Origin of the sequence: Acinetobacter sp. RF15B (assembly GCF_007558235.1) — a bacterium.
Taxonomy (GTDB): domain Bacteria; phylum Pseudomonadota; class Gammaproteobacteria; order Pseudomonadales; family Moraxellaceae; genus Acinetobacter; species Acinetobacter lwoffii_C.
In genome coordinates this window covers 145,506-167,102 of sequence record NZ_VLSR01000007.1, presented here as the reverse complement: position 1 = coordinate 167,102, position 21,597 = coordinate 145,506, and the positions used below count along the sequence as shown (strand labels likewise).

The 21,597-nt window shown below is 46.2% G+C and carries 22 protein-coding genes; 9 read left to right on the top strand and 13 right to left on the bottom strand.

Going from position 1 to position 21,597, the window contains the following annotated elements; translation table 11 throughout:
- Window positions 1–149 precede the first annotated feature (149 nt).
- From E2K74_RS07670 to ubiG, 6 genes are all read right to left on the bottom strand, one after another.
- The gene (locus E2K74_RS07670) at window positions 150–527 is read right to left on the bottom strand and encodes an RcnB family protein (RefSeq protein WP_151206968.1); all 378 of its coding nucleotides are present in this window, start codon (window positions 525–527) and stop codon (window positions 150–152) included.
- 282 nt (window positions 528–809) lie between these two features.
- Window positions 810–965: a hypothetical protein gene (locus E2K74_RS14705; RefSeq protein WP_162850568.1), complete on the bottom strand. Its 156-nt coding sequence runs from the start codon at window positions 963–965 to the stop codon at window positions 810–812.
- Window positions 966–1,147: 182 nt separating this feature from the next.
- On the bottom strand, window positions 1,148–1,567 hold the full coding sequence (locus E2K74_RS07665) for a hypothetical protein (RefSeq protein ID WP_151206967.1): 420 nt from the start codon (window positions 1,565–1,567) through the stop codon (window positions 1,148–1,150).
- A 325-nt stretch (window positions 1,568–1,892) separates the two neighbouring features.
- Window positions 1,893–2,639, bottom strand: a complete 747-nt coding sequence (locus E2K74_RS07660; RefSeq protein WP_151206966.1) for a YciK family oxidoreductase — start codon at window positions 2,637–2,639, stop codon at window positions 1,893–1,895.
- A gap of 50 nt (window positions 2,640–2,689) precedes the next feature.
- Window positions 2,690–3,379 (bottom strand): HAD family hydrolase, encoded by a 690-nt coding sequence (locus E2K74_RS07655; protein ID WP_151206965.1) that lies wholly within the window; start codon window positions 3,377–3,379, stop codon window positions 2,690–2,692.
- Window positions 3,376–4,101: a bifunctional 2-polyprenyl-6-hydroxyphenol methylase/3-demethylubiquinol 3-O-methyltransferase UbiG gene (gene ubiG / locus E2K74_RS07650; protein ID WP_151206964.1), complete on the bottom strand. Its 726-nt coding sequence runs from the start codon at window positions 4,099–4,101 to the stop codon at window positions 3,376–3,378. The genes E2K74_RS07655 and ubiG overlap by 4 nt, the downstream gene beginning before the upstream one ends.
- A 226-nt stretch (window positions 4,102–4,327) precedes the next feature.
- Between ubiG and E2K74_RS07645 the strand changes: the two genes are divergently transcribed.
- A complete protein-coding gene (locus E2K74_RS07645) occupies window positions 4,328–4,942 on the top strand; it encodes a thiol:disulfide interchange protein DsbA/DsbL (RefSeq protein ID WP_151204646.1) in 615 nt (204 codons plus the stop codon).
- Window positions 4,943–5,013: 71 nt separating this feature from the next.
- Here E2K74_RS07645 and E2K74_RS07640 read toward each other — a convergent pair whose 3' ends face one another.
- Window positions 5,014–5,667, bottom strand: a complete 654-nt coding sequence (locus tag E2K74_RS07640) for a TetR family transcriptional regulator (protein WP_151206963.1) — start codon at window positions 5,665–5,667, stop codon at window positions 5,014–5,016.
- Window positions 5,668–5,872: 205 nt separating this feature from the next.
- Here E2K74_RS07640 and rph point away from each other — a divergent pair, with 205 nt between their 5' ends.
- From rph to E2K74_RS07630, 3 genes are all read left to right on the top strand, one after another.
- Window positions 5,873–6,589 (top strand): ribonuclease PH, encoded by a 717-nt coding sequence (gene rph / locus E2K74_RS07635; protein WP_151204644.1) that lies wholly within the window; start codon window positions 5,873–5,875, stop codon window positions 6,587–6,589.
- A 138-nt stretch (window positions 6,590–6,727) separates the two neighbouring features.
- Window positions 6,728–6,859: a hypothetical protein gene (locus tag E2K74_RS14965; protein ID WP_258170013.1), complete on the top strand. Its 132-nt coding sequence runs from the start codon at window positions 6,728–6,730 to the stop codon at window positions 6,857–6,859.
- A gap of 26 nt (window positions 6,860–6,885) precedes the next feature.
- Window positions 6,886–9,099, top strand: a complete 2,214-nt coding sequence (locus E2K74_RS07630; RefSeq protein ID WP_151206962.1) for a phosphocholine-specific phospholipase C — start codon at window positions 6,886–6,888, stop codon at window positions 9,097–9,099.
- A 98-nt stretch (window positions 9,100–9,197) separates the two neighbouring features.
- On the opposite strand, the gene nadC is transcribed toward E2K74_RS07630, so the two are convergent.
- Complete coding sequence (gene nadC, locus E2K74_RS07625; RefSeq protein ID WP_151206961.1) at window positions 9,198–10,043, bottom strand: carboxylating nicotinate-nucleotide diphosphorylase; 846 nt, start codon at window positions 10,041–10,043, stop codon at window positions 9,198–9,200.
- 181 nt (window positions 10,044–10,224) lie between these two features.
- Between nadC and ampD the strand changes: the two genes are divergently transcribed.
- The gene (ampD, locus tag E2K74_RS07620; protein ID WP_151206960.1) at window positions 10,225–10,821 is read left to right on the top strand and encodes a 1,6-anhydro-N-acetylmuramyl-L-alanine amidase AmpD; all 597 of its coding nucleotides are present in this window, start codon (window positions 10,225–10,227) and stop codon (window positions 10,819–10,821) included.
- A gap of 52 nt (window positions 10,822–10,873) precedes the next feature.
- Window positions 10,874–12,424, top strand: coding sequence for a murein biosynthesis integral membrane protein MurJ (gene murJ, locus E2K74_RS07615; protein WP_171480663.1), 1,551 nt, complete (start codon window positions 10,874–10,876; stop codon window positions 12,422–12,424).
- A 79-nt stretch (window positions 12,425–12,503) separates the two neighbouring features.
- On the opposite strand, the gene E2K74_RS07610 is transcribed toward murJ, so the two are convergent.
- The gene (locus E2K74_RS07610) at window positions 12,504–12,662 is read right to left on the bottom strand and encodes a DUF1328 domain-containing protein (protein WP_004647174.1); all 159 of its coding nucleotides are present in this window, start codon (window positions 12,660–12,662) and stop codon (window positions 12,504–12,506) included.
- A 188-nt stretch (window positions 12,663–12,850) separates the two neighbouring features.
- On the opposite strand from E2K74_RS07610, the gene E2K74_RS07605 reads away from it, so the two are divergent.
- Window positions 12,851–13,303, top strand: coding sequence for a YcgN family cysteine cluster protein (locus E2K74_RS07605; RefSeq protein WP_151206958.1), 453 nt, complete (start codon window positions 12,851–12,853; stop codon window positions 13,301–13,303).
- A gap of 18 nt (window positions 13,304–13,321) precedes the next feature.
- Here E2K74_RS07605 and E2K74_RS07600 read toward each other — a convergent pair whose 3' ends face one another.
- Window positions 13,322–15,229, bottom strand: coding sequence for an EAL domain-containing protein (locus E2K74_RS07600; protein ID WP_151206957.1), 1,908 nt, complete (start codon window positions 15,227–15,229; stop codon window positions 13,322–13,324).
- A 422-nt stretch (window positions 15,230–15,651) separates the two neighbouring features.
- On the opposite strand from E2K74_RS07600, the gene E2K74_RS07595 reads away from it, so the two are divergent.
- Window positions 15,652–16,923 carry a replication-associated recombination protein A gene (locus E2K74_RS07595; RefSeq protein WP_151206956.1) on the top strand — a complete coding sequence of 424 codons (1,272 nt, stop codon included), beginning with the start codon at window positions 15,652–15,654 and terminating at the stop codon, window positions 16,921–16,923.
- Between the two features lie 274 nt (window positions 16,924–17,197).
- On the opposite strand, the gene purC is transcribed toward E2K74_RS07595, so the two are convergent.
- From purC to dapA, 3 genes are read right to left on the bottom strand one after another with little or no spacing between them, the layout of a single operon-like run.
- Complete coding sequence (gene purC, locus E2K74_RS07590) at window positions 17,198–17,917, bottom strand: phosphoribosylaminoimidazolesuccinocarboxamide synthase (RefSeq protein WP_151204636.1); 720 nt, start codon at window positions 17,915–17,917, stop codon at window positions 17,198–17,200.
- Between the two features lie 37 nt (window positions 17,918–17,954).
- Entirely contained in the window at window positions 17,955–18,560 is a 606-nt protein-coding gene (locus E2K74_RS07585; protein WP_151206955.1) for a lipoprotein-34 precursor (NlpB), read from the bottom strand.
- Window positions 18,561–18,572: 12 nt separating this feature from the next.
- Window positions 18,573–19,472 (bottom strand): 4-hydroxy-tetrahydrodipicolinate synthase, encoded by a 900-nt coding sequence (gene dapA / locus E2K74_RS07580; protein WP_151204634.1) that lies wholly within the window; start codon window positions 19,470–19,472, stop codon window positions 18,573–18,575.
- A 743-nt stretch (window positions 19,473–20,215) separates the two neighbouring features.
- Here dapA and mhpT point away from each other — a divergent pair.
- Window positions 20,216–21,421 carry a 3-(3-hydroxy-phenyl)propionate transporter MhpT gene (mhpT, locus tag E2K74_RS07575; RefSeq protein WP_151204633.1) on the top strand — a complete coding sequence of 402 codons (1,206 nt, stop codon included), beginning with the start codon at window positions 20,216–20,218 and terminating at the stop codon, window positions 21,419–21,421.
- Window positions 21,422–21,597 lie beyond the last annotated feature (176 nt).

Sequence of the window (21,597 nt, the reverse complement as noted above, 5' to 3'; positions counted from 1 at the left end):
ACGGATGCATATATTGCAGAAATTACTCAGCGCTTGAATCATCGTCCAAGAAAAAGACTCGGCTTTAAAAGTCCGAGTCAGGTATTATGGCAACAACATGGTGTTGCACTTCAAATGCTAATCTAAGAAGATTAATAGGCTATCTTCGATCAGTCAGTAATGATCCGGATAATACTGTTGGTTTCAGAATTTACCAAAATATAATCGTCATTTACCTTGTACCATTGTTGCTTGCGGTCCGGTTTGGGCAGGCTGTGATTTTTGTATTCAACTTTATAACCATTACCCCGATAATGCTGCGGCATCACATAACCCGGTTGCCAGCGTAATTGCTGCAGGCGTTGTACGCCACGCTCTTCACGCATACGGCGTTTATCATACTGGTCATGCTTATCTTGACGCGCCTTTTTGCCATGACCGCGTGATTCTGTCCGTTGTTCATCATCAAAATGAGGGGCTGCATGGGCAATATTGGTCAGCATGAATGTACAGCAGGAGATCGCGAACGCTACCAAAACCTTTTTCATGTTGAACCCTCACTTAATTTGTTCATTTTCTATAGTGACTAATGTACGGAAAAATTGCAGAGAAACTGTGAAGACCTGGCAGATGTTTTATAACAAATACTGAGAAATTATGATCATGCCGTGATTTTGCTTCATGTTAGAATAGCTTATAGTTGTCTGATAGCCCAGATATTCACACCCTAACATCTCCTCTGGAACAAGGCAAATGCGCATAGATCTACTCCTTCTATCTGCTGATTCAACCCAGTAAAATCTAGCCTTGCATTTAATTCATTGAGCTGATCAGTTCCATTGTTGGCTTAAACCTCGCAGAAACTGCACTGCTTCCACAATCGACTCGGCCTGTCTTGTATCTTCTAGCGCCACAATCAAGGCGTCAGATAGTTGTAAGCTTTCAATATGACGAATCATCTCGATCTTCGATTTGTGATCTTTCATCTGCTTTGATCTCTTAACTAATTTTCAATAAAAACAGTGTATAAGGTCTATAGTTATTTGTAAAACCATTTAAATTTATAAAGTTAATTCAAAAATACGATTTATATAATGAAAATAGGAAAGCAAAAAAAAGAGTCCTTATCGGGATAAGTACTCTTGTGTTAACTCAGGGTTGATCCGGCTCAATAGGCATAGTTCAAATCGGTATAATCATTCAGAGATTTCTGAATATGGGCCTGAATAAAAGTCCGTACATCTTCCGCCGTCATGGCCTTGCCCTGATTGCTGATCACATGCTCAATGTCCGGTTGACCTTCAATTCTAATGCGGTACACAAAATGCTTGGCCACCTGATAACGCTCCTCCTGTTTTTCGAGGCCAGTGACGTAATGATAAGAATGTTCAAAATTCAGGTCGGTATGCGAGAACACAAACTGGTCGAACAGTTTCAGCTTTTGGCCGTTTTGGAGCGCCTGAATATCATCAACAATACTGGCTTCAAACTTCATGCCATATTTGGCAGAAATTGGCTGCTGGTCAATCAGGAGAGTGACCATGCCATCTTCCAAGGTGGACACGGTAATATTGCTTAAGTCAGTCATGGAATACTCACATCAGAATCTGTTTGGCCTAGTATAGGGGAATTTGCAGCAAATCGGCGTCAGGATACTGCTCAGAAGATCGGGTGTTCCGGATCGGCTTCCTGTTGCAGGGCGAGGTTTGGGTAGAAATATGATGCAAGTTTCGACTTAATTTGAAAAAACAGGTCAGAGGAGGATGCTGCCAGACCGGTCAATAAGATAATCGCCCGAATGTGAGGGAGCTTAAATTAAGCTTAGTAGTAGGTGGGAGGCTAAGTTCAAATACTCATCTTAGAATAAAAAAGCCAATGCAGGCATTGGCTTCTCAGAAAATGGCTATTCCCGCTCAGTCCTGGGCATCAATGCTTTGGCCGTTCATGTGCAAGCTGTCATCACCCATCAGATACAGATAGGCTGGCATGATAGAGTCCGGTGTAGGTAAGGTCTTCGGATCTTCATTCGGGTAGGCTTTGGCACGCATTGCAGTGCGGGTTGCTCCCGGGTTGATGCAGTTATAGCGGATATTGGGATGAACCTGTTCCTTGGCAAATAGCTGGCTGACCGCTTCAATGGCAATCTTGGAGACTGAATAAGCGCCCCAGCGTTCACGTGCCTCACGTCCTACCCCTGAACTGGCAAAGACCACAGAAGCATGTGCGGATTTGGCCAGCAGCGGCAGCAGCGCCTGAGTCATGACAAAAGGCGCACGCAGATTCACGGCCATCACGTCATCCCAAACTTCTTGCGGATAATGCGCCAGTTCTACCCGTTCACCTAGAATACCGGCATTATGCAGAATGCCGTCGAGACGTCCAAACTGGCGGTCCAAGGTATTGACCAGCACTTCATAATCCCGTTCGGAGGCACTGGATAACTGTAGGGGCAGGATGGCTGGCTGTGGTGCACCCAGGCTTTCAATCTCATCATAAATGACTTCAAGCTTGTTCAGGGTACGTCCGTGCAGTACCACCGTCGCGCCATGCAAGGCATAGCTGATTGCGGCTGCACGACCAATGCCATCGCCCGCACCTGTAATCAGGATAATACGATCTTTCAGCAGATCGGGGCGAGGTTGATATTCTGAATATTTCATGATCTACCTCCTTATTTGTTATTGTTCAGCGTTTTAGAGATGTTTAGCCCTCAGGACAGCACACTGGGCTGTTGCAATACCAGTTTCTGGATATGCTGATGTAATTCAGGCACATCCTTCACTATATAGTCCGCCTGCCAGGCTGTTAAGTCATCTTTGTATTGCAGTGGTAAATAGCCATAGGCCGCCAGAATAGTATACATTCGGGCATGACGGCCAGCATCAATATCACGAGGATGATCCCCGACATAGATACAGTCTTCAGGCACAATATTAATCTGCTGGGCTGCCAGATACATCGGCTCCGGATCCGGTTTGGTCCGGGTCACATCTTCCGGGCAGACCAGTACGGCACAGCGTTCGGTCAGATTGAGTGCCTTGAGCAGCGCTTCACTCAGCCAGCGCGGTTTGTTGGTCACAATGCCCCACGGAATCTCATGTTCTTCCAGCTCTTCCAGCAGAGCATACATGCCTGCAAACAGATCGGTATCGACCGCAATTTCTGCACCATAGCTGTCCAGAAAATGCTGGCGATGTTGCTGAAGCAGCGGATCTTCCACTTGCAGTTCCGGATAAACCAGCTTGACCATGGCCCGGGCGCCTTCTGATACCTGCGCCCGGATCAGCTCGGCATCGACCAATGGACGGCCTGCCTCATGGCACATCTGCTGGATAATGCGGATAAAGTCGGCAGCCGTATCAATCAGGGTGCCATCCAGGTCAAATAAAACTGCTTTCATGGGGTCGCCTCTGCTGCTTCTTTCACTGTATATACCATGTAGTTCACATCGACATTTGGTGCGAGCCAGTAGCGCCTGGTCAGCGGATTATAGTGCAGACCGGTCATGTCTTTGAGCTTTAAGCCCGCGTTACGAATGTCATGAGCCAGTTCAGACGGCTTGATAAATTTACTGTAATCATGGGTGCCCTTGGCCAGCATACGCAGGATATATTCTGCACCAATGATGGCAAACAGATAAGATTTCGGATTGCGGTTAATGGTCGAGAAGAATACATGACCCCCTGGTTTGACCAGTTTGTGGCAGGCCTGAATAATCGAAGCCGGGTCCGGCACATGCTCCAGCATTTCCATACAGGTCACGATGTCGTACTGACCTGCCTGCTCATCGGCCAGCTGTTCCACCGGAATCTGGCGATATTCAATATTGCTGACACCTTCCTGCTCGGCATGAATGCGCGCTACATTTAGCGGTGCTTCACCCATATCAATTCCCAGCACTTCAGCACCACGGCGTGCCATGCTTTCGGACAGGATTCCGCCACCACAGCCCACATCCAGCACTTTCTTGCCACTTAGTCCGCCCGCATGTTCATCAATCCAGTTCAAGCGTAGGGGATTGATCATATGCAGCGGGCGGAACTCGGAATGCTGATCCCACCATATAGCTGCAAATGCTTCAAACTTGGCAATTTCTTGTGGATCAACATTCAATTGCGACATCGGTGTTACCTCAATCAGTTGTGATTATGTAAAAATTTAATTTGCCATAGGGCCAGATAAACTGATTTAAATTCTTGTAAATCAGTACACTTGTTTAGTGTAGCGTTTCTGGCAAAAAAAGCGATAAAAGCCGTAAAAAAGTTCACAGAATAAAAACGAACACGGCATAATTGCTTTATAGTGAACCCATAAACTAAAGATAATGATTTAGAGGACGATAATCCCAATGAAAAAATTTATTTTAGGTACTGTAGCCGCATCTGTTTTGGCATTTTCCGGCAGTGCCATGGCCAATTTTGTGGCAGGTCAGGACTATCAAGTTCTGGCAAATCCAGTCAAAGTTGAAAAACCGGGGAAAATTGAAGTACGTGAATTCTTCTGGTATGGCTGCGGTCACTGTTATACGCTTGAGCCGCATCTGCAAGCCTGGTTGAAAAAACTACCTAAAGATGTGCGTTTTGTGCGTACTCCGGCGGCCATGAATCCGCTTTGGGAGCAGGGCGCACGTGCTTATTATACCTCTGAGGCTTTAGGGGTTCGCCAGAAAGCGCATTTGCAGCTGTTTCATGATATTCATGCCAAGCAACAGCCAATTCTGGAACAGGCACAGCTGGCAAAATTTTATACCCGTTATGGTATTCCTGAAGCAAAATTTAACAGCACTTATAAATCATTCCCGATCTCATCAAAAATCGCTCAGGCTAAAAATCTGGCTGCTGCTTACCAGTTGAGTGGTGTGCCTGCCGTAACCGTGAATGGTAAATATGTGGTGCAAGGCGATAGTGAAAAAGTGGTTCAAGTGGTGAACTACCTGGTAGACAAGGAACGTAAGGCCAAATAAGCCGGTCCTGATTGAATTGAAAAACCTGCATCCAGATGCAGGTTTTTTTTAGATCTTCCAAAATTTATATTTTATTGAAGGTCTGTTGTGCGCGTAGACGGACTGGATAAAACGCCACAGAACAATAACTGCAGCTGTGTCAGGCATTGGGCTTTAAAATGCGCGAATGCTGCCTGATCTGATGCTGGATGGATCTGGGTCTGAAGATGAATCCAGTCCATGGCCCAGTTGAGTGCCAAAGGCAGCAGAATCTGGGCCAGCGCCCTCAGTTCAACCGGAGACTGGAGCGGCTGTAGCGCTGGAATCTGTTGCAGGCCATGCAGCAAATCTTCTACCAGATAATGAATCTCGCGTTCGATTCCCTGACGTAAAAACATACAGCCCCCCCAACGTTCTGCACTCAAAAATATCCAGGCTTGGGGATACGCATCGACCTTCTGAAAAAACAGTTCGACTTTGTCAGCTAGCTGGTTCAGGGAAAAATCAGTCGGTCCGAGCTGGTGCAGCACCCCTTTAATATGCAGTGCAGCCTGATCCAGCAATTCCAGTCCGAGCTGGTCCATGTTTTTGAAATGTCGATAAAACGCGGCCGGAACCAGTCCCACAGCCTGCGTAATTTCACGCAAACTGATACTGCTAAAAGCACGGCCTTGACTGCTCAATACTAAGGTGGCGTCCAGCAGCGCCTGACGACTTTGCTGCTTGCGTTCTTCACGTAAAGACATAGAAAACTTCCTGGGCGGATCGTGCAGTGTAGCAAAAATAAAATTCAATCATAGGGTTATCCGCATCTGCCCAATCAGAGCCGATTCAGGCTGAAATACTGCTAATAATTTGATTTTGTAAATGATTACTTGGCTGTCCTGATCTTGGGAGAAGGCTTCTGTTATACTGGACCACCATTATTTTTAGCCAACAGCAGGACTTATTATGCGTATCGACCAGCGAGCATTAGATCAATTACGTGAAGTAAAAATTACCCGTAACTATACACGTTATGCGGAAGGCTCCGTATTGGTTGAATTTGGTCATACCAAGGTGCTGTGTACGGCCAGTATTGATAATTCAGTACCTCGTTTCCTGAAAGGCAAGGGACAAGGCTGGGTCACTGCTGAATATGGCATGTTGCCGCGTTCGACCCATACCCGTAGTGACCGTGAAGCAGCGCGTGGCAAGCAAAGCGGCCGTACTCAGGAAATCCAGCGTTTAATCGGACGCAGCTTACGCTCTATGGTTGACCTGAAAAAGCTGGGTGAAAATACCATTACTCTGGACTGTGATGTGATTCAGGCGGATGGCGGTACACGTACAGCTGCAATTACCGGTGCTGCAGTTGCTTTGGTGGATGCCATGAATGTTTTGCTGGAAAATAAAAAAATCAAGCAAGATCCGCTCAAAGGTTTGGTGGCTGCCATTTCAGTGGGCATCTATAAAGATGAAGTCCTGCTCGACCTGTGCTATGAAGAAGATTCTAACTGCCAGACCGATTTAAACGTGGTAATGACTCAGGCTGGTGAGTTTATTGAGATTCAGGGAACTGCCGAAGATAAACCGTTTACCCGTGCACAATCCAATGCCATGCTGGAAATGGCTGAAAAAGGCATCCAGGAACTGGTCAAGAAACAGCAGGAAGCACTGGGCTGGTAAGTTATTTATTTTATTCAATAAAAAGCACATCTTCGGGTGTGCTTTTTTTTATCTGTCATGGTTCTGTAAGCAAAATATCATCTTGGGGTCACAATTATTGTTTATCTCTGGGGGCGCATAAAATATAAGGAATTTTCCATGCGTTTACTTTCTCTCACTTTTTTGCTGAGTTTGGGCTTCCTGCTCAGTGCCTGTAATAATGATGAAGACAGTCAGAGCAACTCTCCTCCATCACCGCAACCAAGCTGCAAAGTGCATTGCGCGCCTTAATTAAAATAAATCAGAGGAAAGTGAAAATGAACCGTCGTGACTTTATAACTCATTCAGCAAAAACATTATTAGGGGCAACTGCCTTATCCAGTTTTCCTTTAAGCATTCAAAAAGCGTTGGCGGTAGATGCCAAAGTTGAAACCGGAACCATTCAAGATGTGAAACATGTGATCATTTTGACCCAGGAAAACCGTTCATTTGACAACTACTTTGGTACCTTAAAAGGCGTCCGGGGATTTGGCGACCGTTTTACGATTCCACTGGCGGATGGCCGTAAAGTCTGGGAACAGTATGACAAGAAAAAAAATAAAGTATTGCCTTATCATCTGGATAGCAGCCTGGGAAATGCACAGCGGGTTTCAGGCACACCACACTCTTGGGTAGATGGTCAAGCGGCATGGGATACAGGCCGGATGGGCAACTGGGTAGAACATAAACAGACCCAGTCAATGGGCTACTACAAAAAGGTCGAGGTGGAATACCAGTTTGCTTTGGCGGATGCTTTTACTCTGTGTGATGCTTATCACTGTGCCATGCATGCGGGAACCAATCCAAACCGTAAGTTTATCTGGACAGGAACCAATGGGCCTACCGGGGCAGGTGTCGCCAGTGTAGTCAATGAATTTGATGGGATAGGTTCATCTGCACAGGGCTATGACTGGACAACCTATCCTGAGCGCCTGCAAGAAGCCGGAGTGAGCTGGAAAGTCTATCAAAATATGCCGGACAACTTTACAGACAACCCGCTGGCCGGATTTAAACAATACCGCCGCGCCAATGAGCAGTCGGGCAAGCCCGTCAGCCACTCTGACCCTGTCTGTCCTGCCTATGATGAAGCCATTGATGCCAAAGAGCCGTTATATAAAGGCATTGCCAATACCATGCCCCATGATGGAGGGTTACTGGGACAATTGAAGCAGGATATTGTGGATGGAAAGCTACCCCAGGTAAGTTGGGTCGTGGCACCGGCCGCATATAGTGAACATCCGGGGCCTTCCAGCCCAGTACAAGGGGCATGGTATATTCAGGAATTACTGAATGCTTTGACTGAAAATCCTGAGATCTGGAGTCAAACCGTACTGTTGGTCAATTTTGACGAAAATGATGGTTTTTTTGACCATATGCCTTCGCCTTCTGCGCCTTCACGTGAAGTTAATGAGCACGGGGAAATTATTAAAGTCCATGGTAAAACTACCCTAGATGATGATCTGATTTCTTCTGAATATTTCAACCATCCACGCATTGAAGATTCAACCCGTCAGCCGCTGCTGCAATATGTAGATGGTGAAAATAAAAACTTTTGGCATGGCGTCTATGGACCTGGGGTTCGTGTGCCCTTGTATGTCATATCTCCATGGAGTCGAGGAGGATGGGTAAACTCCCAAGTCTTTGACCATACTTCGATTATTCGTTTTCTTGAAGAGCGTTTTGGGGTAGAAGAACCCAATATCAGTCCTTACCGCCGTGCGGTGTGTGGAGATTTGACCTCTGCATTTAACTTTAAAACCCCGAATATAGATATTTTGCCGAAACTGGCTGGGCAAAAGACCAAGGCGGAAGCAGATGCAATTCGGGCGATACAGCAAAAATTGCCGCAAGTTCCGGTGCCATCTACACAAAACTTTCCTCAGCAGGAGCTGGGTATCCGCTATTCTCGGGCATTGCCTTATATTTTACACAGCAGTGCCAAAGTCCTGACCAGTGAAAATAAAGTGAAACTGCTATTTTCTAACACCGGACAGCAAGCGGCAGTATTCCATGTCTATAACAAACTGGATTTAAACGCGATTCCACGACGTTATATGGTCGAAGCAGGCAAGCAACTGGATGATGACTGGGCGCTGGTCGATGGAGCATATGACTTGTGGGTCTTGGGGCCAAATGGTTTCCATCGGGCCTTCGTGGGGGATCTCAAGCAGCCTGCACAAAAAAATTCCCTGCCTGAAATTCGGATCTGTGTCGAGGAATGTGACCCGAAAATTTATCTTAAAGTACGACATGATGGTCAGCAGGCGGTAGATCTGCTGGTCAAAGCCAATGCTTATCTGGATGGACAAACCTGGAAAATCCCTACTACCGCGACTGAGAACGAATTGATTTTAGATATGTCGGCTGTATATGGCTGGTATGACTTTAGTGTCAGCATCGTGGGGGATGAGCAGTTCCAGCGTCGTTTTGCTGGCCGTCTGGAGATTGGCAAAGACAGCTATTCTGATCCATTTATGGGAAGTGCCATTTAAAACATCCAGTATCGTGCCATCTTATGGATGCGCTCATATCGACAATAGAAGTTTAAGAACAATAAAAGGGGCCTAGGCCCCTTTTGTTGCATTATGAATTAGGCATTAAAGCGCATGGATAAATCAATGGCTTTCACATCTTTGGTTAAAACGCCCATAGAAATATAATCCACGCCGGTACTGGCCACTTCACGTAAATTTTCAACAGTAATATTGCCTGAAGCTTCCAGTTTACAGCGACCTGCAACATGTTGCACCGCCTCAATCATCTGCTGCTGGCTAAAGTTATCCAGCATCACAATATCCGCTTTGGCTTCCAAGGCTTGATTGAGCTCATCCCAGGTTTCCACTTCGACTTCTACCAATTTACCTGGGGCAATCTTGTGGGATTTGGCAATGGCCTGAACAATGCCGCCTGCTGCCATAATGTGGTTTTCTTTAATCAGAAAGGCATCAAACAAACCCAGTCGATGGTTCTGCCCGCCACCAATGGCAACAGCATATTTTTGGGCAATCCGTAAGCCGGGCAAGGTTTTACGGGTGTCCAGCAATTTGGTATTTAAACCCTCAAGTTCCTTGACATATAAAGCGGTTTTGGTCGCCACAGCAGAAAGCGTTTGGATGAAGTTAAGGGCAGGACGTTCCACGGTCAGCAGGCTGCGTGCCGAACCGGCCAACTTTAAAAAGACTTCATTGGCCTCTACCCGTTCACCGTCATTTTTCAGCCAGGTCACTTCAACCTTTGGGTCATAGGCATGAATCAGGGCATTCACCCACGGCTGACCAGCCAGTACCATATCTTCACGGCTAATGATGGTGGCAGTGGCCTGTTCATCTTCAGGAGTGAGCAGGGCCGTAATGTCGCCGTCTCCGATATCTTCCGATAAAGCCTGTTGGATATTGATCTGAATCGACTGTTCTAGCAAAGCCTGAGATATGCTCATGAGTATTTCCGTATCTTTTTTAGCCGTGAAAAATTGCGCATTATCTTAACACTGTTACATAAAAATAAGCGATTTTTCCTCCCCGCCATGAGGATGAATTGAGATTTGCCTTTGAAAGTTTTAGCATTAGGCGGGCTGCAATCCGGGTATTGCAGGTTTTATTTTGCAACAGGACAGGATTATGCAACAGGCGGCTGAGTTTCACATCAAGGATGGGCAATTGCTGGGCGCACGTCAGCTGGCTTCTCCGAATTTTAACCAACGCCCCGAGCAGACCGAAATTCAGCTGGTGGTGATTCACAATATCAGCCTGCCGCCGTCGCAATTTGGCGGTACTTATATTGAACAGTTTTTCCAGAATCAACTGGATTGCTCTGTGCATCCGTATTTTCAAACCATTGAAGGGATGCAGGTTTCGGCCCATCTGCTGATTTTACGTTCCGGTGAAGTACTGCAATTTGTCAATTTTAAGGATCGGGCTTGGCATGCCGGGCGCTCGACTTATCTGGCCAAAAAAGAATGCAATGATTATTCAATCGGAATTGAGCTGGAAGGCAGCGATGACCTGCCGTTTGAAGCGGCACAGTATGCTGCCCTGGTGCAGGTTACGGCGTGTTTGCAAGCCCACTATCCTAAAATCCAGCAGCATATTGCCGGGCATTCAGATATAGCCCCAGGCCGTAAGACCGATCCGGGACCGTATTTTGACTGGGCTGGGTTCCGCAGTCAGCTCCAGTATTATAAAACAGCAATCAACGCTGCAGAGTCAGGGGATTAAGTCATAAACTTCTTTCCTGAGTTTGATTACAATAGCCAAAAATTAAGATTAGGTGAATAGGATGGCGCTTTGGCGTTCGACCATGATTGTCAGTGCAATGACCATGTTGTCACGGGTTCTGGGTTTGATCCGGGATGTGGTTTTACTGAATGTATTTGGTGCCGGTAAAGATTTTGATACCTTCGTGGTGGCCTTTCGTATTCCGAACTTTTTCAGGCGACTGTTTGCAGAGGGGGCTTTTTCCCAGGCCTTTATTCCGGTCCTGACCGAATACAAAACCGGTCGGGCCCATGCTGAAGTTCAGATTTTGATTAGCCGGGTCTTTGGCTGTCTGGCCACAGTAATGACCACCTTGACTATGCTGGCAATTATTGCTGCTCCTGCAGTGATGTATGTTTATGCACCGGGCTTCCATAGTGATCCGGAAAAGTTCGCGCTGGCCACCGACATGTTCCGGCTGACTATTCCCTATCTGCTATTCATGTCTTTGACGGCATTTGCCAGCAGTATTTTAAATACCTATGGTTCTTTTACCACGCCAGCTTTTGCACCGGTTTTATTAAATGTGGCCATGATTGCTGGCGCCTTGTGGCTTACCCCGTATATGGCCGAGCCAATTATGGCACTGGGCTGGGCCGTGATTATTGCCGGTATTTTACAGCTGGCCCTGCAGATTCCAGAACTGTGGCGTAAAAAGCTGCTGATTCCGCCTAAAGTTGATTTTAAACATGAAGGTGTAGAGCGCATCATGAAACTGATGCTGCCGGCTTTGTTTGGAGTCTCTGTCACCCAGATTAACCTGCTGCTGAACACCATCTGGGCTTCCTTTATGCAGGATGGTTCAGTCTCCTGGCTGTACAGCGCCGAGCGTATGACCGAGCTGCCGCTGGGGCTAATTGGTGTGGCGATAGGTACGGTGATTTTGCCTTCTTTATCGGCGCGGCATAGCGAGCAGAATCCGGAAAAATTCAAAGCAATGATGGACTGGGCTGCCAAAGTGATTGTTATGGCGGGTCTGCCAGCCAGTATTGCGCTGTTCATGCTGTCGACCCCGATTATTCAGGCCCTGTTTGAACGCGGTCAGTTCACTTTTGAAGATACCCAGATGACCGCACTGGCCCTGCAATGTATGAGTGGTGGGGTCATTGCTTTTATGCTGATCAAGGTCTTTGCACCTGGTTTTTATGCCCAGCAGGATACCCGTACCCCGGTCCGGATTGGCCTGATGGCTGTGGCAGCCAATGCGATTTTAAACGTGGTGTTTATTGGCCTGTTCAAGCTGATTAACTGGGAAGCCGAACATATGGCGCTGGCGCTGGCCTCGACTGGTTCGGCTATGGTAAATGCGGGCCTGCTCTATTTCTACCTGCACAAACGCAATATTTTCCGCTTTGGCGCTCACTGGAAAAAGATCTTCCTGCAATTTCTGTTCGCCAATGCAGTGATGATTGCGGCCTTGGGCTATGCATTGACTTGGTATGATGCGGATGTTTCCGCCTGGATGCGGGTGGTGGAAGTACTTATCCTCTGTCTGGTGGGGATGTTGGCCTATGCAGTAGCACTATTAGCAGTGGGCTTTAGACCCCGTCATCTTAAACCCTAAGTCCATTTAACCTATAAAAAACAAGAGCCAAATGGCTCTTGTTTTTTTGAAGTTACTTTTTCTTGGCACTGTTCAGTCGCTAGACCTTGCCGCGAGAAAGAAAACCAACAATGGCAAGAATAACAGCAATTACCAGTAAGATAATCGCGAAATCCTTAGATAAGCCGGCTACTCCACCAAAACCGAGTAAACTGGCAATTAAGGCGATCACAGCAAAAATAATAGCCCAGCGAAACATAATATTCTCCATGTGTTTTTATTCTCAAAATCAGTATAGAAATAATCAATTTTTGGCACTGTTAGTGTTTTGTTGATGAACTGTCTATGATTTAACAATAGTTTACGTGCTGATAATAAGAGACGCCTGCTGCATTTCGTCTGTTGAGACTTGGTATAATAAGCTGACTTTTACCATACTTATTGCTTATGTCTGATGTTCTGCGTCCGCATTTCTGGAAACATTATACCCTGACTGAACTGACCTCAGCCGAGTGGGAAGCGCTCTGTGACGGCTGCGGACTCTGCTGCCTGATCAAGCTGGAAGATGAGGAAACGGCAGAAGTCGCCTATACCAAGGTGGCTTGCAAGCTACTGGACTGTCAGACGGCACGTTGTTTGGATTATTCCAACCGTCTGGACTATGTGCCAGATTGTATTCAGCTCACGCCTGAAAAATTGCAAGAGATTCACTGGCTGCCGTCCAGCTGTGCCTATCGCCGTGTGAATGAAGGCAAGAGTTTGCCGTCCTGGCATTATCTGAACACGGGTTCACGGCAAACTATCCTGCAGGCCAGAAAATCTGCCGCGGGTCGCTGTCTGAGCGAGACTGATATACACGAAGATGAAATTGAAGAATATATAGTCCGCTGGGTACGCTAGACTGCAAGGTTCAGCTTTTTAACCAGTGGAACGTAGCAGCTGCTGGGCTGACTCGCCGGACATGGGACGATAAAAATAAAAACCCTGTCCGATCTGGCAATCACAACCCATCAGGGTATCTAGCTGTGCGGTATTTTCAATGCCTTCCACGAGAATATCCAGCGAGATACTCGAACCAATCTGGGTAATGGCTTTGACGATGGCCAAGGCAGACGGATCTGTGTTCATGCGTTCTACAAAGTTACGGTCAATCTTGATGCAATCGACCGGATATTCCTGCAAGCGGGTGAGCGACGAATGTCCGGTGCCAAAATCGTCCAGTGAAATATGAATCCCGGCCTGCTTGAGCAGGTTTAAGGCACGGACCACATAATGGGCACCACTTTCTGACAGGCTCTGTTCGGTAATTTCCAGTTCGACCTTATCGGTTGGAATATCAAATCTGGCCAGACGCGCCAGCAGTTTTTCGGCATAGTTGTCGCGCAGAAACTCAACTGGTGCTGCATTGATTGAAATCGGCAGGAGCTCCAGACCTTGAGCCTGCCAGCGGCTCATATCTGCAAAGACCTTAAGCTGCATGGTTTCACTAATCCGCGAAGCCAGCTCATAGTCTTGAAATGCACCAAAAATATCCGACGGCAGCTGGATCTGCTGGTGCCGGTCCTGCCAGCGTAACAAGGCTTCAAAGCCAATGACTGCACCATCTGACAGCCGAACTTTGGGCTGATAATAAGGCACAATCTGATCGGCATGAATAATCTTGCGGGCCAGCGTCAGCTGTCGGGTAATTTGATTTAGAGAGGTCGACATCTCCTGATTAAACATACGGATACCGCCACGACCACTATTTTTTAGATCATTCAGGGCAATGTCGGCAGACTTTAATAGATTGGAACTACTTAAGGCATCTCGCGGATAAATGGCGCAACCGATACTCATCGCACTGCGCATGCTATGTCCCAGATAACCCACCGGCTGCTTAAGCTGCTGATAGGCCAGCTGCGCCGTCGCAATCAGCTGTTCCTCACTTTTCAGATCTTCGACCAACACTGCAAATTCATCACCGCCGAGACGGGCAACCAGCGTATTGGCAGCAAAACAATTCTGGAAACGTTGACCCAGAACATGCAACAAATGATCTCCCGCCAGATGCCCCAGTGTGTCATTAATATGCCGGAAATAATCCAGGTCAATCAGCAATAAACCGAGTTTCTTGTTTTGGTGTTTGGCTTGGGACAAGACCTGTTTGAAAGTGCGATAGAAGGTATTACGATTATATAGGCCAGTTAATTCATCGCGTTTACTCACGCTATTCAATTGCAGTTCTGCCAACGTTTGCTGGTCGATCTTGTCCGGGGTACACCGGTCATTTTGCGGGAGCGGATCAATCCTCAGGATTTGATGGCCAGAATGATGGATCTGGCCGGTTTTTCCTGCTGGGCCATCCGGCATGTTGTGCTGGTGAGGTATGCTCTGAGCGAGCTGTTGCTGAAGTTCAATATAGTCCTGTAGATCGGTCAGGGAAATGGACCATTGCAGCAGATGTTCAGGCTGAGGACAGTATTTTATCTTCAGCCTACATATGCGGTAATTGCCTTCAGGCTGCTGGATACGGCATTGGATGTCAATATTCTGCTGCTGGCTGAGCGCTATATGCCACTGATCGAGAACAGCTTGCAAATCATCGCTATGGATAAAATGATGCCAGTCGAGGTGGTGGCTGTCATTCAGGTTGATACCCAGATACTCGATCATGGCTGTATTAAAATACTGCTGCTGGTCTTTGCTCATCACCCAAAGGGGATGAGGCAGATCATCAATGAATTGCTGTATGGCAACGGTATTGGATGGATGCAATAGCCCAACAGAAGTAACCCGGGATTCCGTAGCTTCTGCAGGTATTGATCTAGATTTGCCAGGCTTCATGCATTCACCGCCATAACCTCTAAAGTGTGCTGCGAGGTTGCTCCGATTATTTTAATTAGAATAAAACAATATGGAAGTTACAATGTAATTAATTCATAATTTACTAGCTTTAATTTGCTTGCTTTTCCATAGGTGCGTGGATGGGAAATTAAAAAATATATTACTTCTCTTGGGCTTTGAACAAGATGCTGCTTCATTTGCGCTTATAGCACTGATACTGGCTCAGATTGCCTTATGAAACTGGGCAGTCTGGCTATTTCCTGTATTTCATGCCTTATTTGCCCCAGTTTTAGCAGAGCGCGCGATCTTTGATGGAAGATCAACAGACCCTGACGAATCTTTTATAGTTTTAACGTTGAATGTTGGATTCAAAACTGCGAATGTTAGAATGAAATCAGTTCTTATGTTGAGCCTATTATCCGATGTCAGACCACCATATTCCGCTTCCCGAACGCCTACGGCCACGTGACCTTACTGAAATTATCGGACAGGAACATCTGCTGGGGGAAAATGCACCTTTACGCCAAATGATTGATCAGGGGCATTTGCCTTCCATTATTTTCTGGGGACCGCCAGGAGTCGGAAAAACCACGATTGCCCTGCTGCTGGCGCAGGCAGTTGATCGGCCATTTATTAGCTTGTCTGCACTGAATACCGGAGTCAAAGAACTACGGGAGCTGATTGCCGAAACAGGAGACCTGCTTACACCGGTGGTATTTATTGACGAGATTCACCGTTTCAATAAATCCCAGCAGGACGCACTGTTAAATGCGGTTGAAAAAGGCAAGATTACCCTGATTGGTGCGACCACCGAGAATCCCTCATTTGAGGTCAACAGTGCTTTGCTGTCACGCTGTCAGGTTTATACCTTAAATGCACTTAGTCCTGAAGCGATTCAGACCCTGCTGGGCCAGGCCATCGAAAAAGACAGTTTCCTGAAAGAACGTTATCTGCAGATTGAAGAATTTGATGCCCTGATCCAGTTTGCCGCAGGCGATGCACGCAAGGCACTGAATCTGCTTGATCTGGTGGCCAGCACTTTTGAAGCTGAGCAGGAAAATATCATCACCAATGCAGTGGTGGTCAAAGTCGCACAGCAGAATATTGCTCGTTATGACAAGTCCGGTGAGCAGCATTATGATCTGGTCTCGGCTTTTATTAAATCGATCCGTGGCAGTGATCCGGATGCTGCATTGTACTGGATGGCACGCATGCTCAAAGGCGGGGAAGACCCGGTCTTTATTGCACGCCGCATGTTGATTGCAGCTTCAGAAGATATCGGCAATTCTAACCCAAATGCCTTGTTGCTGGCCGGTGAATGTTTCCGCTCGGTACAGGCCGTTGGCATGCCGGAAGGCCGGATTATTTTGGGGCAATGTGCGGTATATTTGGCGACCAGCGCCAAAAGTAACAGTACCTATCTGGCAATCAACAAAGCCATGGAACTGGCAGAGAAAACCGCAAATCTTGCAGTACCTTTACATTTACGCAATGCACCGACCAAACTGATGAAAGCCCAGGGCTATGGGGTGGATTATCTCTATCCGCATCATTATCCGGAACATTTTGTCCTGCAGGACTATCTGCCGCCTGAGCTAAAAGGCACCAAATTGTATGAATCGGCACGTAATAAGCGTGAAGTGGAAGCGGAACGTTTGCAACAGCGCCGCTGGCAGCAGGAACAGCAGCAATAGTTAAAAAAAGCCCAGTTCGAGGTGAACTGGGCTGAAAACAGAAGGTTTTTTTCGGGGAGATAACCTCCTCGAGGGGAGGGGGAAATCTGGTCGGCTAAAAAGCGATTAAGTGCTCTGAAAATTCTGGTTTAGCTTGCTATAAAAAATTTAATAGAGACGTTACATAAAGTAAAAACAATGATTTTTATCAACAGGATTATTTTTTCCGATCATCTTATCAAAAAAAAAACCGGACTGATTGTCCGGTTTTTTAAAGCTTAGCTTCAGCTAGGGCTTAGATATCTTCAAGATTGATACCCAAACGTGCCGCAACTTCTTCATAAGCTTCTACAACACCGCCAAGACCTTGACGGAAACGGTCTTTATCCAGTTTTTTCTTGGTGTCTTTGTCCCACAGACGGCAACCGTCTGGAGAGAACTCATCACCCAACACAATACGGTCATGGAAAACACCAAATTCAAGCTTGAAATCCACCAGAATCATATTGCCAGCATCGAACAATGCTTTGAGCACATCATTCACCTGATAAGTCAATTCTTTCATTTTTTCCAATTGTTCAGCATTGGCCCAACCCAAAGCAATCGCTTGCGATTCATTGACCATTGGATCGCCCAGCGCATCATCTTTAAAGAACAATTCAAATGTTGGTGGAGTCAGCTCTTTACCTTCTTCTACACCCAGACGGCGGCATAAAGAGCCCGCGGCATAGTTACGGATGACGCATTCTACCGGAATCATGTCCAGTTTTTTGACCAGAACTTCATTCGGTGTTAACAGTTTTTCGAAATGGGTTTCAATACCGGCTTCGGCCAGTTTTTCCATGATGAAGGCGTTAAAACGGTTGTTCACCTTACCTTTACGATCTAGTTGTTCGATTTTTTCGCCATTGAATGCGGACGCATCGTCACGAAAAACTAAAATCAAGTGGTCTGAGCTGTCCGTGGTATAGACAGATTTCGCTTTACCAGTATAGAGCAAGGTTTGTTTTAACATGAGGGAACCTTCTACAAAAAAAAATGCCTAGAACTGTCTAGGCTGGCCAATTTTGGTAAATCTGATTGAGCAGTTCTGCGGCTTTTTCACGGTCTGCAAAACTGTTATCGGTATTGAACACAGCGAGGTTATGACTCGAACCGACAGGAGATAGTCTTAATACATAGGTCTGCTGGTCGACTTTGATCGTCACTTCATGACGATTTGGGTTCTGGCCAACGATGGAATAGTTAAGGCTGCTGAGGGTAGCAAGTGTGTATTGCCAGATTGTAGCAGAATTTCCATCGATTTTAAGTAGTGGATTTTGATTTCCATCCACCACTAACTGTGGTTTTCCGATAGGAGCCGTCTCAGTTGCATCAGTTTGGGTTGAATCCATACTCTGAGCAGGTGGACGTGGTAGGGCAAAACGGTTCGCACGCTGGTTTTCCAGTTTGGGCGCATGCTCGATCGCCAGCGGATCTACAATAGGAGCAGGGTACAATGGCGTTGCAGGACGTACCATGGCGCCTTCAGGATATTGTAAGGGTTCAAGAGTAGTCGTTTCTTTATAATCTAAAGTGCCATTATTAAAGGCCAGTGAACTACAACCTGCCAGACCCAATACTGAAAGTGCGAAGGTAAGTCCTAAACGTAAATGCATAATTGTGCTCTTTTATTGAATGACGCCCGCTACAACCAGTGCTTCATGAAGCGGAGCGCGATATTGTTCTGCAAGAGGGGTTAATGGCAGGCGAATACCTGTACCGATTAAGCCCATATCGTGAAGTGCCCATTTCACAGGAATCGGGTTCGATTCGCAAAATAAAATATTGTGTAAATTTGCAATCTGCGAATTCAGCTCTTCAGCACGTGCCATATCGCCTTGAAGTGCAGCCGCGCAGACTTCACTCATAGCTTTGGGTGCCACATTGGCAGTCACCGAAATATTACCTTTGGCCCCATGACCCATCAGCTGATAAGCCGTTGCATCATCACCTGAATAGACGGTCATGTTCTTGCCAGTTAAGCCCTCAAGCAGGGCTGCACCACGCGCAACATCACCGGTTGCGTCCTTGATGCCCACAATTTGCGGAATATCTGCCAGACGAATCACTGTTTCATTGGCCATGTCTACGCCTGTACGGCCCGGCACATTATAAAGAATCTGTGGAAGATCAACTGCCTCAGCAATCGCCTTATAGTGCTGGTATAAGCCTTCCTGGGTCGGTTTATTATAATAAGGTGTCACCAACAGGGCAGCATCAGCCCCCAGTTCTTTGGCTTCACGGGTTAATTGAATGGCTTCATGGGTCGAGTTTGCCCCCGTACCCGCAATCACAGGAATACGTTTTTTTGCCACACGGATGATTTCTTTGATCACCTGCGTATGTTCACTCATGCTGAGCGTAGAGGCTTCACCGGTAGTACCTACGGCGACAATTCCATTTGTACCCTCTGCAATATGCCACTCAACCAGCTTCTCGAGGCTCTTCCAATCTACGCTGCCATCTTCAAACATTGGGGTGACGATTGCGACAATGGAACCCTGAGTGGTCTGTGCTTGCTGAGTCATTTTGAAAAACTATCCTATTTGTCCATCCGAAGAGAATGAGAAAACATAAATTTGGATGGGTTTGTATTCTGATTGAGAACAAATTCAATCAATCTGGGCTGAATTGAATATTGCTTATGCAAATTATGACTGATCAAACGCATAAGAACAATATGCTTTAGTCAAAGCCACTGATTCTTTATACAAAGCCTATGTAAAACAATCAAGACCCGAGAAGAGGTGTTTGACTGCCCATTCAAGCTAGATAGAAGGTAAATAAAACTTGCTATAAAGTTTTTTCTGACCGATTTATTTTATAACCCTGCGACTAAAATACTGCTATAAAAATATTCAACCTTCTGATTTTTTAAGTTTTTTTAAATAGAAAATTGCACTTTGATATGAACTAATATTTATATTCGATGAATTGAGATGTGAAAAATATAGAAATAGAGCGGAGAATGAGCCTGTTAAATAAAAATAACGTCTGATTAAGCTGTTTAAAGTATTAAATTTAAATCATTTATTTTTCTAACTGGTTAAATCTTAGAGCTGATTTATAAGTCTTATAGATAAGAAACTGAATTTTATATAACTTTAATTAATCGTTTTTAAGACTTTATTGCAAGCAATACGAAAGTCATCAAAATTTCTCCTGTTCGGAAATCCAACCAAAGCGTTCAACTTTTTGATAGTTAATTCTAATTGGCCACTCATAGATGATGGGTTCTCTTTTTGAACGCTGATTAAACAAGGATATTCCAATGGAAAAATCAGACAATAAGCATGCCATCGTCACGGTCGCGATCTGTTTTCTGATTGCCGTGATTGAAGGCTTAGATATTCAGGCAGCAGGGATTGCTGCAGCGGGTATACGTGAGCATTTTGGTCTTGATAGTTCACAATTGGGGGTGTTTTTCAGTGCAGGGATTCTAGGCTTATTGCCGGGTGCACTGGTCGGCGGTCGGTTTGCAGATCGTATTGGCCGTAAGAAAGTCCTGATCTGGTCGACAGCAATATTTGCTCTCTTTACCTTATGTACCGTATGGGTCAACAGTTTTCATAGCTTGCTGGCCGTACGTTTTCTGGCAGGCGCTGGTCTGGGTGGAGCCATGCCGATTCTGATTACTCTGGCATCTGAAGCTGTATCGCCACAAAATCGTGGTCGTGCGGTGGGATTGATGTACTGTGGTATGCCAGTTGGTGCTGCCATTTTATCTTTAGTGGCTGCAACTGAATTTGGGGCGAACTGGAAAAACGTATTCTACCTGGGTGGTTTATTACCGATTATTGCAATTCCACTCATGATGGGGTTTCTGCCGGAGTCGAAGGAATATTTAAAAGCGCAGCACAAAACGGCTACAGAGCTTGCGACAGCATCACAAGGCTCCTTCAAGGACCTGTTTAACTCGGATAACCTGTTTCGTACTGTATGTATCTGGGTGAGTTACTTCTTTACCCTGATGGTGGTGTATATCATGCTGAGCTGGTTGCCATCACTGTTTATGGAACTGGGCTTTACTCGTAAGAATGGTTCAACAGCCCAGTTCTATTTCATGGTAACTGCGACCATTGGTACCATCATTCTGGGTATGTTGACGGATCGCTGGAAGAAAGCCTATGTGATTGTATTGATGTATGGTGGCATTTTGGCAGGTTTACTGGCATTGAATGGTGCCAGCTCACTGAACCAGATGTATATAGCAGCAGCCTTGGCCGGTGCCTTCGTTATTGGTTGTCAGGGTGTACTGTATGCTTTCGGGAGTATTGTGTATCCAACTGAAGTGCGTGGTACAGGGGTAGGGGTCGCTTCTGCTGTAGGCCGTGTTGGCGCAATGCTTGGGCCTGCGATTGCAGGTCAGCTTCTGGTAGCAGGTTTTGGTGCCGCAGGGGTCATCTCGGCAGCGATTCCATGTATTCTGATCTCGGCGGTATGTATGCTGATTCTGGTCAACCGGACTAAAGTTTGATCAGCCCCTATTGAAAAGCCTGCACATGCAGGCTTTTTTATGCTCATTTTGACTGGATAAAAGCAAGGGATTGATTACATATTTAAATCATTGCCAGCAGCAGTTTTTTCAGAATCGGCCGTTATTCTATTTTAGTAAAGAGAGTAAAAAAAATCTTTCGTTTTGGGCTATGCTTG

Bases quoted from the DNA above. Each gene is read 5' to 3' on its own strand.
- E2K74_RS07670 (WP_151206968.1), bottom strand. From the start codon at position 527: ATGAAAAAGGTTTTGGTAGCGTTCGCGATCTCCTGCTGTACATTCATG.
- E2K74_RS14705 (WP_162850568.1), bottom strand. From the start codon at position 965: ATGAAAGATCACAAATCGAAGATCGAGATGATTCGTCATATTGAAAGC.
- E2K74_RS07665 (WP_151206967.1), bottom strand. From the start codon at position 1,567: ATGACTGACTTAAGCAATATTACCGTGTCCACCTTGGAAGATGGCATG.
- E2K74_RS07660 (WP_151206966.1), bottom strand. From the start codon at position 2,639: ATGAAATATTCAGAATATCAACCTCGCCCCGATCTGCTGAAAGATCGT.
- E2K74_RS07655 (WP_151206965.1), bottom strand. From the start codon at position 3,379: ATGAAAGCAGTTTTATTTGACCTGGATGGCACCCTGATTGATACGGCT.
- ubiG (WP_151206964.1), bottom strand. From the start codon at position 4,101: ATGTCGCAATTGAATGTTGATCCACAAGAAATTGCCAAGTTTGAAGCA.
- E2K74_RS07645 (WP_151204646.1), top strand. From the start codon at position 4,328: ATGAAAAAATTTATTTTAGGTACTGTAGCCGCATCTGTTTTGGCATTT.
- E2K74_RS07640 (WP_151206963.1), bottom strand. From the start codon at position 5,667: ATGTCTTTACGTGAAGAACGCAAGCAGCAAAGTCGTCAGGCGCTGCTG.
- rph (WP_151204644.1), top strand. From the start codon at position 5,873: ATGCGTATCGACCAGCGAGCATTAGATCAATTACGTGAAGTAAAAATT.
- E2K74_RS14965 (WP_258170013.1), top strand. From the start codon at position 6,728: ATGCGTTTACTTTCTCTCACTTTTTTGCTGAGTTTGGGCTTCCTGCTC.
- E2K74_RS07630 (WP_151206962.1), top strand. From the start codon at position 6,886: ATGAACCGTCGTGACTTTATAACTCATTCAGCAAAAACATTATTAGGG.
- nadC (WP_151206961.1), bottom strand. From the start codon at position 10,043: ATGAGCATATCTCAGGCTTTGCTAGAACAGTCGATTCAGATCAATATC.
- ampD (WP_151206960.1), top strand. From the start codon at position 10,225: ATGCAACAGGCGGCTGAGTTTCACATCAAGGATGGGCAATTGCTGGGC.
- E2K74_RS07610 (WP_004647174.1), bottom strand. From the start codon at position 12,662: ATGTTTCGCTGGGCTATTATTTTTGCTGTGATCGCCTTAATTGCCAGT.
- E2K74_RS07605 (WP_151206958.1), top strand. From the start codon at position 12,851: ATGTCTGATGTTCTGCGTCCGCATTTCTGGAAACATTATACCCTGACT.
- E2K74_RS07600 (WP_151206957.1), bottom strand. From the start codon at position 15,229: ATGAAGCCTGGCAAATCTAGATCAATACCTGCAGAAGCTACGGAATCC.
- E2K74_RS07595 (WP_151206956.1), top strand. From the start codon at position 15,652: ATGTCAGACCACCATATTCCGCTTCCCGAACGCCTACGGCCACGTGAC.
- purC (WP_151204636.1), bottom strand. From the start codon at position 17,917: ATGTTAAAACAAACCTTGCTCTATACTGGTAAAGCGAAATCTGTCTAT.
- E2K74_RS07585 (WP_151206955.1), bottom strand. From the start codon at position 18,560: ATGCATTTACGTTTAGGACTTACCTTCGCACTTTCAGTATTGGGTCTG.
- dapA (WP_151204634.1), bottom strand. From the start codon at position 19,472: ATGACTCAGCAAGCACAGACCACTCAGGGTTCCATTGTCGCAATCGTC.
- mhpT (WP_151204633.1), top strand. From the start codon at position 20,216: ATGGAAAAATCAGACAATAAGCATGCCATCGTCACGGTCGCGATCTGT.